This window comes from Streptococcus cristatus AS 1.3089, from assembly GCF_000385925.1.
GTDB lineage: Bacteria > Bacillota > Bacilli > Lactobacillales > Streptococcaceae > Streptococcus > Streptococcus cristatus_B.
On sequence record NC_021175.1, the window covers coordinates 1,862,452 to 1,878,175 of the forward strand.

Here is a 15,724-nt window from a genome sequence, read left to right on the forward strand (position 1 = left end):
GCTCCTTTAAAGTTAATACAATTATTATATCAAAAAACATATATTTGGCTTTTACTATTGGCATTTTCGAAAAATATGTTATAATAAAAAGCAAGCGGAGGTGGTGGAACGGCAGACACGCATGCTTCAGGCGCATGTGCCCGTACGGGTGTGAGGGTTCAAATCCCTTCCTCCGCATCGAACAGGAACTCTTGTCCAAGTTGACAAGAGTTTTTCTTTTGAAAAATTATGGAAACCTCGTGAAATTTATTTCAAAAAACCAGACCTTTTTGAAAAGGGCTGGTTTTCATCATCTTATAATCCTTGTTCCTTCAAGGCATCCGCCAGACGGGCAAAATCTGCCAAAGTCAAGGCTTCCCCCCGAACACTTGGAGACAATTCAGCTTGCTCTAAAGCAGCTGTTAGCTTAGCCTTGGTCTCCTCTGACTTCCCAAAATGACTGGTCAGATTGTTCCAGAGCGTCTTGCGACGGTGGACAAAGCTAACCTTGGAAACCTTGAAAAAGAATTTCTCGTCTTGGACTTCAACTGCAGGCTGGTCTCTGCGTACCATCTTGAGAATGGCCGAATCCACATTTGGTGCTGGCACAAAGACTGTCCGCGGCACGATGAAGGCAACCTTGGCAGTCATGTAATACTGCACGGCAATCGACAAGCTACCATATGCCTTGGTATTTGGTTGAGCAGAGATACGATCTGCCACTTCCCTCTGCATCATAACGACAAACTCACTAAAAGGAATCCCGCTCTCAATCAAATGCATAAGAATAGGCGTCGTGATATAGTAGGGCAGATTCGCCACTACCTTGATAGGCAGGTCTGGATTTTTAAACTCTGCTATGTACTGAGCCAGATCAACCTTGAGAATATCCTGATTGACCACAGTCACATTGTCAAAATCGCGCAGAGTATCCGCCAAAATGGGCACCAGACGCTCATCAATCTCAAAGGCCATGACCTCTGCGGCACTTTCCGCCAAAAACTCTGTCAAAGCCCCAATACCGGGACCAATTTCAATGACATTGACATTTTTGTCAATCTCAGCTGTATCCACAATCTTCTGGAGGATGTTGGTATCCGTCAGGAAATTCTGACCGAAAGATTTTTTAAAAGTGAAACCGTGACGCTCCAGAATGGCACGGGTCACACTATAATCTGCAATTCTCATATATCTTTCTTTCTATTTCTTTTTTACTTACCCTTGTCTTCCTGAGTTTATTTTAGAAGTATCCCCAGTAGAGTAATTAATTTCGTAGCCAGGATAAACGTTATAAATATAAATATCAAAATAATAGCCTTTACCATTAACTTCCATAGGAACATGTGCTTCATCAAATCCTACAGCAGTCATCCTTACTCCTCGCGGAATCACTTCGTTTTCTCTATAAACTGGAGTCACCTGATAATATACACGCATTTCAGGAACTTCGTTAAGCCATTCCCAAACTCTATCCTCAAAATGTAACATCGATACTTCATCCCCAAAATCTCTATCATCATTTAAATAACGAGTTCCGGTAAAAAATTGCCCATATATTGCCTTCTTATTTACAAATTGATAAGCAATTAAATGACACCTATTATAAAAATAATTACCTTGTTCTATTTTTATATTTCTATACCCTGGCGATTTTGCCCTTGATACTCTGTCTTCTCTTTTACCTATTTGGAGTTCTCTATCAATCCGTTCATTCTTTGTTTGTTTTACGAATTCTTTTGTCAACACAATTCGAGCACCTCGGATTCTCTTAACTGGACAGCTCTCAAATCCATCAAATTCTGGCTCTCCTTGTTTAAACGAGCTATTTGAGAAAAAAGTATCAGTCATGAAATCAGCCTTAAATTTTTCTAACAAATTTAGAAATCTAACTTTTTTAAAATCTAATTTGGATAATCTATCATTTAAATCTTCGTCAATATCCAACTGCAAGACACCTTTCTATGCTAATGTGCTTCCTTATGTTTTGAATCCTTATTATACCTCTCCATCACTTCTTCCACTTCCGCCAAAGTTACGCCAAACAGTTCCAGCCGTTTGAGCAGTTGTTTGCCATTAGAATAGCCGATGCGGAGCTGTTCGCCTAGATACTCTCGGCGTCTACGGCTGTCTGCTCCCGCTAAGAAACCTAGGCGAATCAAGTCACCACGACTGATATCAAACTCGTTCTCGTTTTCAAATTGCTCTGTCACCTGAGCCAGCGCTGTTTTTATATCTTCATAGCTGGCGTGTTCGATTCCCAAAGAACGTCCCTTGGACTTAGATTTGGGAACAGCCTCATCTCGCTTGAGAAAGGCATGTTGTACCGTTGGAATGGCCGTCATAATCATGCGACGAATCCGCTCCCCATTAAAATCTGGATCGGTAAAGACAATAACTCCATGCAAATCATGCAGGCGCTGAATGCGTTCTATATCCTGGTCATTTATTGCGGAACCTCGTGTCTCATATGTTTCCACGTCAAAGTAACGCTTGAGATTGGCCGTATCATCGCGACCTTCAACCACGATGACTTGGGAAATTTTTATTCTATTTATCACTATCGTACTCCATTTTAATCATAACCTGACAAAGTTAAAAGAACGATTTCTTCTGGAAAAACCAACAAGCGAACACTGCCAGTCACGGCACCTGATTCCAAAAACAAGAGTTCCCCATTTTCCCCTTTTAAAGAATAAATAAGCGGCTGCCTCTCTTTAATTTTTTGACATAATTTCTGAAATCGTACCTCTAATTCAGGAACATTGATGATTAAATATTTGAAAAAATTCAGCAAATTTTTTTCTGATATTAGATTATCTTCATAATTGATTTCTCCTAATTCATTTAAGAGGCAGATTGTATCTGGCAGATTTTTCAAACTGTATCCAAGTAATTCAAAAGTGAGAGGAGAAATCAAAATCTCACATAAATTCATTTCTTGAAGTAAATCATTGAACGCAATAGTTGATGTTTTATTAATCCTTGCCATCAAATCATCGGAAATACCTCTAAAATAATTTTTATCATTATTCTGTATATCAGACAATCGTTCACTCCTGTTCAACTAGGTCGCTCAGACCAAATAAACTCTTTGCATTATCATAGGTAGCTTTCGCTATTTCTTCAACAGTCAGTCCACGAAGCTCAGCAATTTTCTCTACCACATAGCGAGTATAGGCTGTTTTGTTTTCTCGGCCACGTTTGGGAACAGGCGCTAGGTAAGGTGCATCCGTCTCGACGAGGATTTTGTCCAAAGGCAGGTTCTGCGCAGCTTCTTGAATATCCGTCGCTTTTTTAAAGGTGACGACTCCAGAAAAGGAGATCATCATCCCCAACTCGATAAAGCGCTCTGCCATTTCCAAAGAACCCGAATAAGAATGCATAATACCACCTCGAGGGCCTACACCCTCACTCTTGATAATCTCATAAGTATCTTCTAAAGCATCACGTGTGTGGACGACAAAGGGCAGATCTAACTCTTTCGACAGCTGGATTTGTCGGCGAAATACTCGCTCTTGCACTTCCTTGGGCGCTGTCATCCAGTGATAATCCAGCCCAATCTCGCCCAGAGCCACCACTTTTGGATGAGCAAGCTTGCCCAGCAGATAGGCTTCCACTGCCTCATCATAAGTCCCAGCCTCAGTCGGATGCCAGCCAATCGTAGCGTAAATCTGCTCATAACTATCTGCCAACTCCAAGGCGCGCTCAATGGTCGGCCGGTCAAAACCGACAACATTCATATTGCTAACACCCAGTTCTGCAGCTAGTTGGAGCTCCTCTACCTCTCGACCAGCAAATTCTTCCACATTTAAATGCGTGTGTGTATCAAAAATCTTCATGCTTTACTTCCTTGTGTTTCCTGCCTTTCATTATACCAAAAAGTCAGATAAAGGGGCAAGAGCTTTACTTTCTCTCCATCTATTCCAGCGGGTATTTGTTATTTTTTTAGCGCCTATCAAAAATACTTTTACTGTTTTTGATAATTTTTTATTATTTTTCGATATTTTGTTATTGATTATCGATATATTTTGTGATATAGTAAATAAAAATAGAAATTATTTGGAGGAATCCATGTCAAAGACAAGACAAAAAACAGCTGAAGATATAAGCATTGTCCTTACAAAAATCAGCCTCAGCATTTTATTTATTGCTTCCATTGTCCTGATAGCCATCGGACCTTGGGTGGTCAGCCTGGTCATCGAGTTTCCTTCCCCTTTCTTTCAGGGAGAAAGTCGCTATTGGATACTGTTGCTTCTAGGCTATGTCTTAGGCTGCCTGGCTCTGACCTGTATCGTGCATCTCTATCGGCTCCTTAGCCGTATCGGGAAAAATCAGGTCTTTATCAGACAGAATGTACAGTATATGCGCTATCTGGGCTGGGAAGTTGGAATGGTCGCCCTCATTTCTTTCTTTATGGGCTTGACAGTCTATATGCCCATGCTCCTCGTAGCCGTTTCTTGCTGCATTTTAACCTTGATTATTCGGGTTATCCGCAATGCTTTTGGCAAGGCCATTGAGCTGCAAGAAGAAGTAGACTACACGATTTAGGAGGGACTATGATTCAGATAAATTTAGACCTTGTCATGGCTCAAAAACGGATTAGTGCTGGACGCTTAGCAGAATTGATTGACCTCACCCCTGCCAACTTGTCCATCTTGAAAAATAACCGAGCCAAGGCAATACGCTTTTCAACACTTAATGCCCTTTGTCGGGAATTGGACTGCCAGCCCGGCGATATTCTTGAATATATCACAGATGAAACTGAGGAGGAATAATCATGGAAACACCATTACAAGAACAAAGGACGGGGCAACCCTACCTTCCTTTTGAAAAAGGCGAAGAGCGAAAAAGCATCTTCTCAGCTTTAAACATACAGGAACTGAAGAATTTTAGAATCAGCTCTCTCATTCTCTATTTCTTGGCCTACTTTTATACAGTTGCCATTGACGGCAACAAAAGCATTTACTTTTTTCCTATTGCGATTGGTTTGATTAGCCTGACCGAGTGGTTAGTAAGAAAAACGCCGAAAAGCTTGCCTCAAATTGAAAAAGATGCTTCTATTGGGCTCGAGTCCAAGCTTTTCCTGATTCTCAGCCTGACTCAGGCACTGGCACTCAGTATCTGGGGCTTTCACCCACAATTAGAAATTTTTCAGACTTTGGCTCTCCACATCTCCTTTTCTTTTTATATCCTGTCACGGACGGGGTGGCTCAATCAAGGCCGCTTGGGAATCATGGTTTGGTACGATAGCATTCAGGCCTTTGTGATTCTACCTTTTAGAAACTTTTTCGCTGGTCTTCAAGTCTTTGCTCTGAGTGATAAGGCTTCAGATGCAACCACTGAAGACGGCGATTCTTCGAAAAAAGCTCTCCAAAGTACGATGATCGCAAGCAGCCTTCTTATTGCTGGTATGCTTGTCTTCTTCGTTTGGTCACAACTCAGCCAAGTCTCTGATAGATTTGCTCTTTTCTTTAGTGATACAGCTGATGCCTTGCATCTTTTCTTTGACTTGATCTTTTCAAATCTTGATACAGACGCCATCGCTCTTCGCCTCTTCTTGGCCCTACCTATTGGCCTCTATCTCTACAGTCTGATTATTGGCAGCTTACTGAATCAAAAAGATATCAAAGTTACCTATCAAAGCTTCCAAAATAAAATTCAGCCACTGCGAATGTTTCCTGCTTTTACAGCCTATATCATCATCGGCAGCCTCTGCCTGACCTACGCTCTCTTTTTCCTCGTTGGTTTAGGAGAATTAAGCGAACTCCTTAGTGCTGGCACTAGCCTCCAAACCATTTCTCCACAAAATGCCTCAACTGTTGCTGTTGCTGGTTTCTGGCAGCTTGTTCGTGTATCACTTCTAAATTTCGCTGTACTAGCCGCCTTTTATTTGCTGGCCCAAAAACCTCTCTGGGACCAGAAAGGTACTCGTCTAGCCAGCACTGTCCTCTTTATTTTCGCCTTTTTATTGGCCTTGCTTGCCGGCTGGAAACTCTTTGGCATCTACATCTATCTCTACGGTCCAACACCATTGCGCCTGATCTCCGCTTGGTTTATCCTCGTTCTACTGGTCTGGTGTATTCTGACCCTGATTCGCTTCTACAAGCCCATCCAAGCGATCCGAATCGGTATCTTCTACGCCCTTATTAGTTTCACGCTGCTTTGCTATCTCTATCCTCTGCTCTTAGCTGCTTGATAGAGAGCATACTTATATGCCAATATAATTATCAAAAAGAAGGCTGGGACAAAAGTCCTAGCCTCTCAATTGTCTTTGGATTGTCGAGCAGACGCAGTGGTTGAGTGGGCTCTACTACGCTGATTTCATCAGCTTTTACAGCCCTACTCAACTGTGCGGAGGTGGGATGACGAAATCGAATTCTAACGAATTACCGATTTCTGTCCCACTCTTCTTTTCTTTTATTCAAACTAGATAAGATACACCTAGAAACCACCTAGACTAGCCCGTTTACCTTCCATTTCATGTAAAGTTCCTATTCTGCATGGACTCCTTCATAGCAATACTAGCCACCCTTAAACCATAGAAGCCTATTCTATCAAGTACAATAGAAAAACCAGCGGTCTCGAGTCTCCACTGGTTTCTTTATGGTAATCGTTTGGATTATGCAGCCAAAACTTTGCGTCCTTTACGACGACGAGCTGCCAATACGCGACGACCGTTTTTAGTTGACATACGGTTACGGAATCCGTGTTTGCGCGCACGACGAAGTTTACTTGGTTGATAAGTACGTTTCACGATGAATACCTCCTCATAGATTTTGTATTCGTTTAGCCGGCTATAAAGTGATCAGTTACTAAACATACTTTACTATTCTATCGGATTCTCTCCTGTTTGTCAATAGTATTGGACTAATTGTTTCTTTTTGGAAGCGAAATCATTCAAATCGTGTCGCTTCATAGAAGGGAATCAAGGCTGTCATAGCCTGCTCAAGCTCCGATAAAACTTGCTGCTTGCTCGTAGCCTCGGAAAGATTGACATCATATTTAACCAAAACCTTGCGGACTAATCCTGTAGCCACCTGCTGGCTTAGATGCTGCCTATTTTCCTCCGTAGCGTCGAAGCGTTGACTCACACCATCTATCTGGGCAAAATAGTAAGCTGGCGGTTGAATGGGTAGATTCAACACCCGATTTTGCTTGCTAAGGCTGTGCTCGTCTTTCTTGCGCTCCATGAAGCTCACCTCTAGCGAGATCCCAAAATCTTCTGCAGTCCCATACAAACGCAGGGCAAACATAGGCTCTGTGATGTCCCCATAGCCTCTTAGATAATTCCAAAAATGTGGGCGTAAGATCTGACCCTGATTCATCCAATTGCTGGTTCGCTCCAGACTCAGCTTGGGATAAAGAGCCTGAAAGTCTCGGACCAAGTCTGCAAACTCCTGCCGAGCAGCCTGACCTCTAGCTTTCCAATCCAACATTATCTCTCGCAGATCCCCTGCCTTGTCTGGCGCAATGTATTTGCTGCCTTGAACAGCCAAAAATGACTCAATAGCTGGAAAAAGTGACATAGAATTTCTCCTTTCTATATTTAAAAACCAGCTGAGAGGCTGGTTAAGATTTATTCCGAATCAACATCTACAACAACGTAGCGGTTAGGCTCATCGCCTTCTGAATAGCTTGTCACACCATCAATTCTTGAGATAATCCGATGGATGATTTTACGTTCACTATTAGACATAGGATCCGTATGCTGACTGCGACGGTCTTCTAGGGCACGCTGAGCCAATTTTTGCGCATAGCTTTGCAAGACTTCCGCCCGATGCTCCACATAGTCATTTACATTGATAGAAATGTAGAAGCTCTTGGAATATTGATTGTAAAGATAGTTTTGAGCCAAGAGCTGCAAGGCTTTCAAGACTTTACCGTGGTAACCAATCACGCGCCCTGGCTCATTGGTATCAATTTGCATATTGATTGTCCGACGATTATGGCTGCTGGAAAGAGTCGCTTCAACATCCATTTCATCCACAATCTTCTGCACATACGCGGTCACACTTGCGACAACTTCCTCAATATCACAATTATCCTCAACCTGAATACCCAAGTCAAAGAAGGATGACTCTGCTACATCCGCACTTGCTTCTTCCTGACTAGGCCCTGTTTCTTCTAAAGAGCTGATTTCGTCAGTTTCTTCCGTATCCACCGCTTCATCACTAGCTTGATCGGCCTTTAAAACATCAATTGTGCCCGTTTCTTCCAAAATCGTAGTCGCATGCTTATCGTTTTTGAGAATTTCAGCCTTGACCTCTTCTGAAATAGCTTCGCCTTCATTTTCGACTTTTTTGATGGCTGCAACCACACGTCCCAAGTCAACCGTTGCTTCACTAACGCTCTGTACAGGCTCATTTTGCGCATTGATTTCCTCAGGCACTCCTTTAATTGCCTGCTGATTAGCCTTGGTCACTGTCGCTTCAGCAATCGGCTCCACATCTACCTGGGCAGGCTTCTTGCCAAACAAACCGAGAAAACCTTTCTTTTCACGCGAAACAACGGTAATATGTGCTCTCATTCGTGGAATATCCAGCGTTTTTAGTCCATTTTGAATCGCTTCTTCAACACTTGCTCCTGTAAAAATAACCATCTGCAAGAGTCCTCCTTTTTACTTTTTCTTTTTCTGTGCTTTTTGAAGGGCACGTTTTTTCTTCATTTCCAATTGGCGCTCTGCCTTTGCCTTTGCTTCCCGTTCAGCAATAATCTTAAAAGGATTACTTAAAAGCAAGGTCTGACCAACTTGATAGGCGTTGGAGACTGTCCAGTAAAGAGCAACCCCGCTGGCTGCATACACCGCAAAGAAGAAAATTAATACCGGCATCAGGTAGGTCATCACTGCCGTCCCACCATTCTTTTCTGGCAAGGCTTTATTGGATAGCCAAGTGCTAAAGAAAGTAAAGAGAGCAGCGAGAATAGGTAGGATGAAGGTCGGATCCGTCGCACCTAGATTGAGCCAGAGGAAGTGACCCGTTTTCAAAAATTCAACCCGTGTCAGAGCTTGGAAAAGTGCCAAAAGCACTGGCATTTGGATAAATAACGGAAGAAAAGCGGCATAGGGATTGACTCCCATTTCTTTATAAAGCTTGCTGGTTTCCTCTGCTAAAGCGGTCTTACTATCCATATCCTTGCCTGGATATTTTTCCTGAAGCTTCTTGATCTGAGGCTGAACTTCCTGCATCTTTCTAGACGAGGTCGTCTGAAACTGGAAGACTGGCAACAAGACTGTCCGAATAATCAAGGTAAAAAGAATAATCCCGATTCCTGTACTTCCATTAAAGGACAAGAATTGAATCATCTCCGCAAAGAAATAAACTAATTTCTCCCAAAAATCACTTGAATTAGCGGTCACTTCGCTGGTGCCACAAGCCGTCAGAATGAGCAGCGAAGCCACTAAAAGAAATCCTATTTTACTCTTCTTTTTCACAAATAAATCCTTCCTGATAAATTCTTGCAATTTTCAAGACATGCAATAAATTTTGTTCCACTTGGTGGTAGTCCAAAGTTTCAACTCCCTTGCGGGCAATAACAACAAAGTCATCCTTGGTCAAGTCTGCCCGATGCTGAATCAAGACATGACGAATCTTTCTTTTGATACTATTGCGGACAACTGCATTGCCCAGCTTTTTACTGACCGAAATCCCCACTCGAAAATGGCGCTGATCTTTTTCTAATTTATAAACGACAAACTTTCGATTGGCAAAATTCTGCCCAGCTTTAAAAATCGCCTTGAAATCTTTTTCGCTCTTGACGCGATAGTTTTTTCTCAAAACTCAACTCCATCCACCAAAATTAACTCTATTATACCATATTTTCCCAAAAAGCCAATAAGGGCTAGGGGTGCAATACGAGCCCTCTTTTTAGAAAAAGTTCACCTAAAAATCGAACTTGAAGCAAGTACTGGTCACATATACGGAAAAATCCAGAAATGATGAGTCACACAGCTCCAAAAAAGAGTCCGGGACAAAAGTCCTAGCCTCTCAATTGTCTTTGGATTGTCGAGCAAGACGCAGTGGTTGAGTGGGCTCTACTAGGCTGATTTCATCAGCTTTTATAGCCCTACTCAACTGTGCGGAGGTGGGACGACGAAATCGAATTCTAACGAATGACCGATTTCTGTCCCACTCTCATTTTACACGGTAAAAAACGTCTGGGCGCTCTGAGATGCCTTGGGCAATGATGAAGCGGTCTTGACTGCTATCAGTCGGATCCTGCCCGCTAACAGTCTCTTTTGCTGGCAACTTTTTCCCAGCGGGAATAATAGACAAGGCAGCACCTGTAAGATTATGCCAACGAATGCTAGTACGATAAATTCCATTTTCATCCAGACCAGCGTAAACCAGCTCTAACTTGGCAACATCTGATACAAGTCCCTTGGCATCAAATGTATAAGTGACGCCATTGGCATCCTTCCAAGTACCAGCCATGCTAGAAAAGTCCCCAGAAGCAATGGCCTGCATGTCTAAACTAGAGGCTGTGGCAGACTCTTTTTCCCCCTTGCTTTCTGGCTTAGCAGAAGACTCCTTAGTTGCTGGCTCCGAAGGCTCCTGACTGCTAGAGATAGAAGTGTCCGAACTACTTGTTTCAGTAGAAAGCTCTGTCGAACTTTTGCTCGTCTCAGACTTTTTGGAAGAAGCTGAGCTAGTCGAGCTAACTTTGGAACTGCTAGAAGGCGAAGTCGGCTGGTCTTTCTTTTGACCGCAAGCCACTAACACAGACGATGCTACCAGAGTTCCAGTCAAGATAATCAACCATTTTTTCATCTTTAGCACCTCGCAATATTTTCTTATTCTTGTAACATTATTGTAACATAAATATAATTTTTTAGAAAGCAAAAGGCTGGGACAAAAGTCCTAGCCTCTCAATTATCTTTGGATTGTCGAGCAAGACGCAGTGGTTGAGTGGGCTCTACTAGACTGATTTCATCAGCTTTTACAGCCCTACTCAACTGTGCGGAGGTGGGACGACGAAATCGAATTCTAACGAATTACCGATTTCTGTCCCACTCTCATCTTATTGAATTTTTTTCAACATATTGTCGATATGCTGGATAGATTTTTCGCGTCCTAATAGGTAAATGGTATCTGGCAACTCTGGCCCATGCATTTCACCTGATACAGCGATACGGATTGGCATGAAGAGGTTCTTGCCCTTGATACCTGTTTCTTTTTGGACGGCTTTGATTTGTGGGAAGATGTTTTCTGTCACAAATTCCTCATCTGTCATCGCTTCCAGTTTTGCTTTGAAGGCTTCCAACACCACAGGAACAGTTTCACCAGCCATCACTTCTTTCTCAGCTTCCGTCAACTCTGGGAAATCCGAGAAGAAAAGGTCTGTCAATGGAACGATTTCATCCACTGACTTCATTTGTGGTTTGTAGAGTTCAACCAATTTCTCAGCCTTGTCTGTCAAGCGTCCTGCTTCTTCCAAGAATGGTTTTGCCATTTCAAAGATTGTCTCAAAATCTGCATTCTTGATATATTCATTGCTCATCCAGTCCATCTTTTTCTGGTCAAAGGCAGCTGGAGACTTGCTGAGGCGGTTTTCATCAAAGAGCTCAATCAATTCTTGACGAGAGAAGATTTCATGCTCACCACCAGGATTCCAACCGAGAAGAGCGATGAAGTTAAAGACTGCTTCTGGTAGGTAGCCTTTCTTGCGGTAATCCTCGATGAACTGGAGGGTATTGGTATCGCGTTTTGACAACTTTTTACCAGTTTCAGAGTTGATAATCAAGGTCATGTGACCAAACTCTGGTGCTTCCCAACCAAGTGCTTCATAAACCATGAGCTGCTTAGGTGTGTTGGCAATGTGGTCGTCTCCTCGGATAACGTGAGAGATTTGCATATCGTGGTCATCGATCACAACGGCAAAGTTGTAAGTCGGATAGCCGTCTTTCTTTTGGATAACCCAGTCACCACCAATATTGCCACCTTCAAACTCAATGTCGCCCTTGACCATGTCCGTCCACTTGTAGATACCAGCTTCATTGACAGCCAGACGAACCGTTGGAATGATGCCTGCTGCTTCACGTTCTGCGATGTAAGCTGCTTTTTCTTCTTCGCTCATACCGAGATATTCATTGATGTAGCGTGGTGTTTCACCTGCTGCTTCTTGACGTTCGCGCTCAGCAGCCAATTCTTCTTCTGTAACGTAAGATTTGTAGGCTTTTCCTTCTGCTAGCAATTGGTCAATGTATTTTTGATACAATTCCAAACGCTCTGATTGGCGGTAGTTTTCATGTGTTTCAGGGCTTTCATCCCAGTCCATGCCCAACCAACGAAGGTTTTCAAGCTGTGAACGCTCACCATCTTCGACATGGCGCTTGCGGTCAGTATCTTCAATACGGATGATAAAAGTTCCGCCATGATGACGAGCATAGAGGTAGTTAAAGAGCGCCGTCCGCGCATTTCCGATGTGTAATAGTCCTGTTGGACTTGGTGCATAACGCACTCGAATATCTTTTGTCAATTTTCGATCTCCTATTTGGGAATAGCAGGAATATCTTGCCCCTGCTTTCGTATTCAAACGTTATTATTATATCACATTCTCGACCCAGAATCCGCTGAATCGCATGATTTTTTAAGACAGTCTTTCTTCGAGGACAAAGTCAATTGGCAGCCAAGCTAAGACCTGCTCCATCTGCTTTTCCCAATAATACCACTCATGCGTACCTGGGCTATGGCTGTAAGTAATATCCAAGCCTAATTCTCGCAGATTTTTAACAGCCTCCTGATTTGCCTTGTAGAGAAAATCCTCTTCACCGCACCATGCCCAAAGCTTGGTCTTTTTATCAGATTGCTTGGCTATGCTCTCCAGCGAATGAGGACTGCTGGTCCAATCTTTAAAGTCTCCAAAAACTCCTCGCCAATAGGCTGGTGTTGCTATTTCAACATCATCTGGATGACTATCAAGAAAACTCAAAGCCCCTGAAAGACTAGCCGCGTATGAAAAACGGTTAGACTTGAGAGCCAACTTAAAGGCTCCGTATCCGCCCATGGAAAGACCAGCGATAAAATTCTTCTCTCGCTTGTCAGACATATTGGGGAAAAAGCGCTTGAGGAGCCGTGGCAGCTCTTCAGCGATGGCTTCATAATAGTTAAAACCGTATTGAGTATCGGTGTACCAGCCATTGCTGGTATTCGGCATGACAACAATCAGGTTAGTCGAGCGAACCAGACGTTCAATATTTGAACGCTTGAGCCAGCTATTGTGATTACCGTTCATACCATGAAGCAGATACAAAACAGGAATATCCTTATCATCTGGCTTGTCCACGCGCGACGCATCTGGATAGAGAACATTGACTCCCCACTCCATTTCCAAGGCTTCTGAATAATATTCGATCTGCATCACTGCCATCTTTTTTCTCCTCTTATAAAAACTACTGTTCTTGACTAGGCATCACAACCAGCCACACTCCGAAAGCAAAGCCTGTTCTGCGACCGCCAAAAGATAAGAAAAAGCCGATATTCGACTTTCTCTCTGCAAAATACTGGGAAAGTTGCTCCCTCGAGTGACTCTAGCGAACTTCCATGACAACCGGAAGAATAGCCGGTCGGCGCCTGGTCTGCTCAAAGAGGAACTTAGCCAAACTATCACGAACCGCTCCCTTGAGCTCGCCCCAGTCAAAGCTTTCCTGAGCCAGATAGTCTTCCACTGTCTTATTGATCAGGTCAGTACTCTCCCGCAGGATGTCACGACTCTTCTTGACATAGACAAATCCCCGAGTATGAACCTTGGCTTTGGAAATGATTTTCTTCTCCTTACGGTTGACCGTAAGGGCCACGATGAAGATGCCGTCTTCAGACAGAACCTTGCGGTCACGCAGGACGATATTGCCCACATCACCGATGGCATTTCCATCAATCATGACATCGCCTGCTGACACTGCTCCAGCTGGCACAAAGTCGCCATTTTCGTAGGCCATGATGCTACCACGCTTAGGTATCAAGATGTTTTCTGGTAAAATCCCGACTTCCATAGCTGCCTTGGCATGGGCGTCTAGTCCGCGGTACTCTCCCTGAATCGGGAAGAGGTACTTGGGTTGCAGTAAGTTGAGCATAAGTTGCAAGTCACGCGCATTGGCATGACCAGATACACGCAAGTTTTGGGTAATCAGCTTGACCACGCCACCAGCTTGGTAAATCATGTTTTCCACACGCGCCACAACTGCTTCCTTGGCAATAGATGGCGTTGTAACGATATAAACCAAGTCTCCGTCTTTGATTTCTACATAACGGTGACGACCAATGGACATCTTGCGCAGGCCATTAATAGGCTCACCCATCCGACCCGTCTCCAAGATAATCAGCTCATGGTCCTCAAACTTAGACATTTCCTTAGGCTTGATCAAAAGACGTTCATCCGCCAAGGATAATTTTTTGAGGCGGATAGCTGTACGGACGATATTTTCAATATCAAAGCCTGTCAAAACGACGCGACGACCTGTTTCTGCCGCAGCTTCAAAGACCTGTTGGATCCGAGACAGGTTGCTGGCAACCGCTGCTACGATGACACGCCCATCCCAATCCGAAATCGTGTCTGTAATCTCACGACCAACCTCGCTCTCACTAGCCACTTGCACAGTGCTATCAGCGTTGGCTGAATCACTTAAGAGAGCTAAAACGCCCTCACGACCGATCTCAGCCAAACGGCCGAAATCTGTTGCATAAGATTCGCTGGCAGATTGGTCAAACTTGAAATCTCCTGTATAAACAATATTGCCTTCACGCGTCTTGACAACGATTCCCAGACTCTCTGGAATCGAGTGGGTCGTCCGGAAGAAAGAGACAACCGTTTCGCCAAACTCAATCTCGGTATTTTCATCGATAACATGAAAATCATTGAACTTCTTCACGGCGTCATTGTTTTTTACAAAGAGCTTGGCTAGCTCAATCGTCAACTCCGAACCAAAAACCGGTACCTTGGCTTCTGTCAAAAGATAAGGCAGCGCACCGATGGCATCCGCATGACCGTGGGTCAGAAAGACACCTGCAATTCGGTCTTTATTTTCAAACAAATAATCCATGTTGGGAATGACTACATCTACTCCCAGCTGCTCATTTTCTGGGTATTTGAGCCCAGCATCCAATACAAAAATGGAATCATCCACTTCGGCGACGTAGAGGTTTTTCCCATTCTCGCGCACGCCGCCCAAAGTAATCAGCTTAATAGTGCTTTTACTCATTTTTACTCCTATTCGATTTTAGAATCTCATGTATCAAAGATTCCTTGATTTTATTACTAACGGTCCTTGGCAAACCAAGTCGAATTACAGTTTTGCAAACAAAGTTTGCACATCTTAGTCATTATAGCATTTTTTCACGCTTTTTTCAAAACAAAGGAAACTCATAGAGCAAGCTAGAAATCTAAGAATAGGTATTTGATACAGCAAGTCTCTGGCTACTTCTTCCTTCCTGATTCAAAATGCGGAGAAAGACATCCTCCCAGTTTCATTTTAGAAGACAGCTTTTGGAAACTAGATCTACTCACAAGATAAAAAATAATAGAGGCTGGGACAAAAGTCCTAGCCTCTCAATTGTCTTTGGATTGTCGAGCAAGACGCAGTGGTTGAGTGAGCTCTACTAGGCTGATTTCATCAGCTTTTACAGCCCTACTCAACTGTGCGGAGGTGAGACGACGAAATCGAATTCTAACGAATTACCGATTTCTGTCCCACTCTCACTATTCGAGCGGGATGCCCTAAACTTAATTAAAAGATTAGTTAGGAAACTGC

17 protein-coding genes and 1 tRNA gene are annotated in these 15,724 nt (G+C 43.3%); 4 read left to right on the plus strand and 14 right to left on the minus strand.

All coding sequences use genetic code 11. From position 1 onward, the window contains the following. Positions 1 to 94: 94 nt before the first annotated feature. Positions 95 to 177 (plus strand) — tRNA-Leu (locus I872_RS09195). A gap of 117 nt (positions 178 to 294) precedes the next feature. Here the strand turns inward: I872_RS09195 and rsmA are convergent. The 5 genes from rsmA to I872_RS09220 are packed head-to-tail and all read right to left on the minus strand — an operon-like array spanning position 295 to position 3,818. After that, positions 295 to 1,167 (minus strand): 16S rRNA (adenine(1518)-N(6)/adenine(1519)-N(6))-dimethyltransferase RsmA, encoded by an 873-nt coding sequence (rsmA, locus tag I872_RS09200; protein WP_015605820.1) that lies wholly within the window; start codon positions 1,165 to 1,167, stop codon positions 295 to 297. A gap of 27 nt (positions 1,168 to 1,194) precedes the next feature. After that, the gene (locus I872_RS10695) at positions 1,195 to 1,923 is read right to left on the minus strand and encodes a DNA/RNA non-specific endonuclease (protein WP_145980504.1); all 729 of its coding nucleotides are present in this window, start codon (positions 1,921 to 1,923) and stop codon (positions 1,195 to 1,197) included. A gap of 20 nt (positions 1,924 to 1,943) precedes the next feature. Beyond that, positions 1,944 to 2,537 carry a ribonuclease M5 gene (gene rnmV, locus I872_RS09210; protein ID WP_015605822.1) on the minus strand — a complete coding sequence of 198 codons (594 nt, stop codon included), beginning with the start codon at positions 2,535 to 2,537 and terminating at the stop codon, positions 1,944 to 1,946. 14 nt (positions 2,538 to 2,551) lie between these two features. Further along, complete coding sequence (locus I872_RS12040) at positions 2,552 to 3,025, minus strand: hypothetical protein (protein ID WP_015605823.1); 474 nt, start codon at positions 3,023 to 3,025, stop codon at positions 2,552 to 2,554. 4 nt (positions 3,026 to 3,029) lie between these two features. Next, entirely contained in the window at positions 3,030 to 3,818 is a 789-nt protein-coding gene (locus I872_RS09220; protein WP_015605824.1) for a TatD family hydrolase, read from the minus strand. Between the two features lie 232 nt (positions 3,819 to 4,050). On the opposite strand from I872_RS09220, the gene I872_RS09225 reads away from it, so the two are divergent. Genes I872_RS09225 through I872_RS09235 form a run of 3 tightly spaced genes read left to right on the plus strand, consistent with a single transcriptional unit; the run spans position 4,051 to position 6,175 of the window. After that, positions 4,051 to 4,527 carry a DUF2975 domain-containing protein gene (locus I872_RS09225; RefSeq protein WP_041826919.1) on the plus strand — a complete coding sequence of 159 codons (477 nt, stop codon included), beginning with the start codon at positions 4,051 to 4,053 and terminating at the stop codon, positions 4,525 to 4,527. An 8-nt stretch (positions 4,528 to 4,535) separates the two neighbouring features. Beyond that, positions 4,536 to 4,754 carry a helix-turn-helix domain-containing protein gene (locus I872_RS09230; protein ID WP_005591644.1) on the plus strand — a complete coding sequence of 73 codons (219 nt, stop codon included), beginning with the start codon at positions 4,536 to 4,538 and terminating at the stop codon, positions 4,752 to 4,754. Between the two features lie 2 nt (positions 4,755 to 4,756). Further along, complete coding sequence (locus I872_RS09235) at positions 4,757 to 6,175, plus strand: DUF4153 domain-containing protein (RefSeq protein ID WP_015605826.1); 1,419 nt, start codon at positions 4,757 to 4,759, stop codon at positions 6,173 to 6,175. A 423-nt stretch (positions 6,176 to 6,598) separates the two neighbouring features. On the opposite strand, the gene rpmH is transcribed toward I872_RS09235, so the two are convergent. From rpmH to I872_RS09280, 9 genes are all read right to left on the minus strand, one after another. Continuing rightward, entirely contained in the window at positions 6,599 to 6,733 is a 135-nt protein-coding gene (gene rpmH, locus I872_RS09240) for a 50S ribosomal protein L34 (protein ID WP_000831905.1), read from the minus strand. A gap of 139 nt (positions 6,734 to 6,872) precedes the next feature. Beyond that, on the minus strand, positions 6,873 to 7,505 hold the full coding sequence (locus I872_RS09245; protein ID WP_015605827.1) for a hypothetical protein: 633 nt from the start codon (positions 7,503 to 7,505) through the stop codon (positions 6,873 to 6,875). A 50-nt stretch (positions 7,506 to 7,555) separates the two neighbouring features. Continuing rightward, positions 7,556 to 8,578, minus strand: a complete 1,023-nt coding sequence (jag, locus tag I872_RS09250; protein WP_015605828.1) for an RNA-binding cell elongation regulator Jag/EloR — start codon at positions 8,576 to 8,578, stop codon at positions 7,556 to 7,558. Positions 8,579 to 8,596: 18 nt separating this feature from the next. Next, on the minus strand, positions 8,597 to 9,412 hold the full coding sequence (locus I872_RS09255) for a YidC/Oxa1 family membrane protein insertase (protein WP_015605829.1): 816 nt from the start codon (positions 9,410 to 9,412) through the stop codon (positions 8,597 to 8,599). After that, positions 9,396 to 9,755, minus strand: coding sequence for a ribonuclease P protein component (rnpA, locus tag I872_RS09260; RefSeq protein ID WP_015605830.1), 360 nt, complete (start codon positions 9,753 to 9,755; stop codon positions 9,396 to 9,398). The genes I872_RS09255 and rnpA overlap by 17 nt, the downstream gene beginning before the upstream one ends. 357 nt (positions 9,756 to 10,112) lie before the next feature. Beyond that, a complete protein-coding gene (locus tag I872_RS09265) occupies positions 10,113 to 10,748 on the minus strand; it encodes a DUF6287 domain-containing protein (protein ID WP_015605831.1) in 636 nt (211 codons plus the stop codon). A 250-nt stretch (positions 10,749 to 10,998) separates the two neighbouring features. After that, entirely contained in the window at positions 10,999 to 12,456 is a 1,458-nt protein-coding gene (gene gltX / locus I872_RS09270) for a glutamate--tRNA ligase (protein WP_015605832.1), read from the minus strand. Positions 12,457 to 12,567: 111 nt separating this feature from the next. After that, positions 12,568 to 13,347, minus strand: a complete 780-nt coding sequence (locus I872_RS09275; protein ID WP_015605833.1) for an alpha/beta hydrolase — start codon at positions 13,345 to 13,347, stop codon at positions 12,568 to 12,570. 160 nt (positions 13,348 to 13,507) lie between these two features. Continuing rightward, on the minus strand, positions 13,508 to 15,175 hold the full coding sequence (locus I872_RS09280) for a ribonuclease J (RefSeq protein WP_015605834.1): 1,668 nt from the start codon (positions 15,173 to 15,175) through the stop codon (positions 13,508 to 13,510). Between the last annotated feature and the right edge of the window lie 549 nt (positions 15,176 to 15,724).

Bases quoted from the DNA above. Each gene is read 5' to 3' on its own strand.
- rsmA (WP_015605820.1), bottom strand. From the start codon at position 1,167: ATGAGAATTGCAGATTATAGTGTGACCCGTGCCATTCTGGAGCGTCAC.
- I872_RS09220 (WP_015605824.1), bottom strand. From the start codon at position 3,818: ATGAAGATTTTTGATACACACACGCATTTAAATGTGGAAGAATTTGCT.
- I872_RS09225 (WP_041826919.1), top strand. From the start codon at position 4,051: ATGTCAAAGACAAGACAAAAAACAGCTGAAGATATAAGCATTGTCCTT.
- I872_RS09230 (WP_005591644.1), top strand. From the start codon at position 4,536: ATGATTCAGATAAATTTAGACCTTGTCATGGCTCAAAAACGGATTAGT.
- I872_RS09235 (WP_015605826.1), top strand. From the start codon at position 4,757: ATGGAAACACCATTACAAGAACAAAGGACGGGGCAACCCTACCTTCCT.
- I872_RS09245 (WP_015605827.1), bottom strand. From the start codon at position 7,505: ATGTCACTTTTTCCAGCTATTGAGTCATTTTTGGCTGTTCAAGGCAGC.
- jag (WP_015605828.1), bottom strand. From the start codon at position 8,578: ATGGTTATTTTTACAGGAGCAAGTGTTGAAGAAGCGATTCAAAATGGA.
- I872_RS09265 (WP_015605831.1), bottom strand. From the start codon at position 10,748: ATGAAAAAATGGTTGATTATCTTGACTGGAACTCTGGTAGCATCGTCT.
- I872_RS09275 (WP_015605833.1), bottom strand. From the start codon at position 13,347: ATGGCAGTGATGCAGATCGAATATTATTCAGAAGCCTTGGAAATGGAG.
- I872_RS09280 (WP_015605834.1), bottom strand. From the start codon at position 15,175: ATGAGTAAAAGCACTATTAAGCTGATTACTTTGGGCGGCGTGCGCGAG.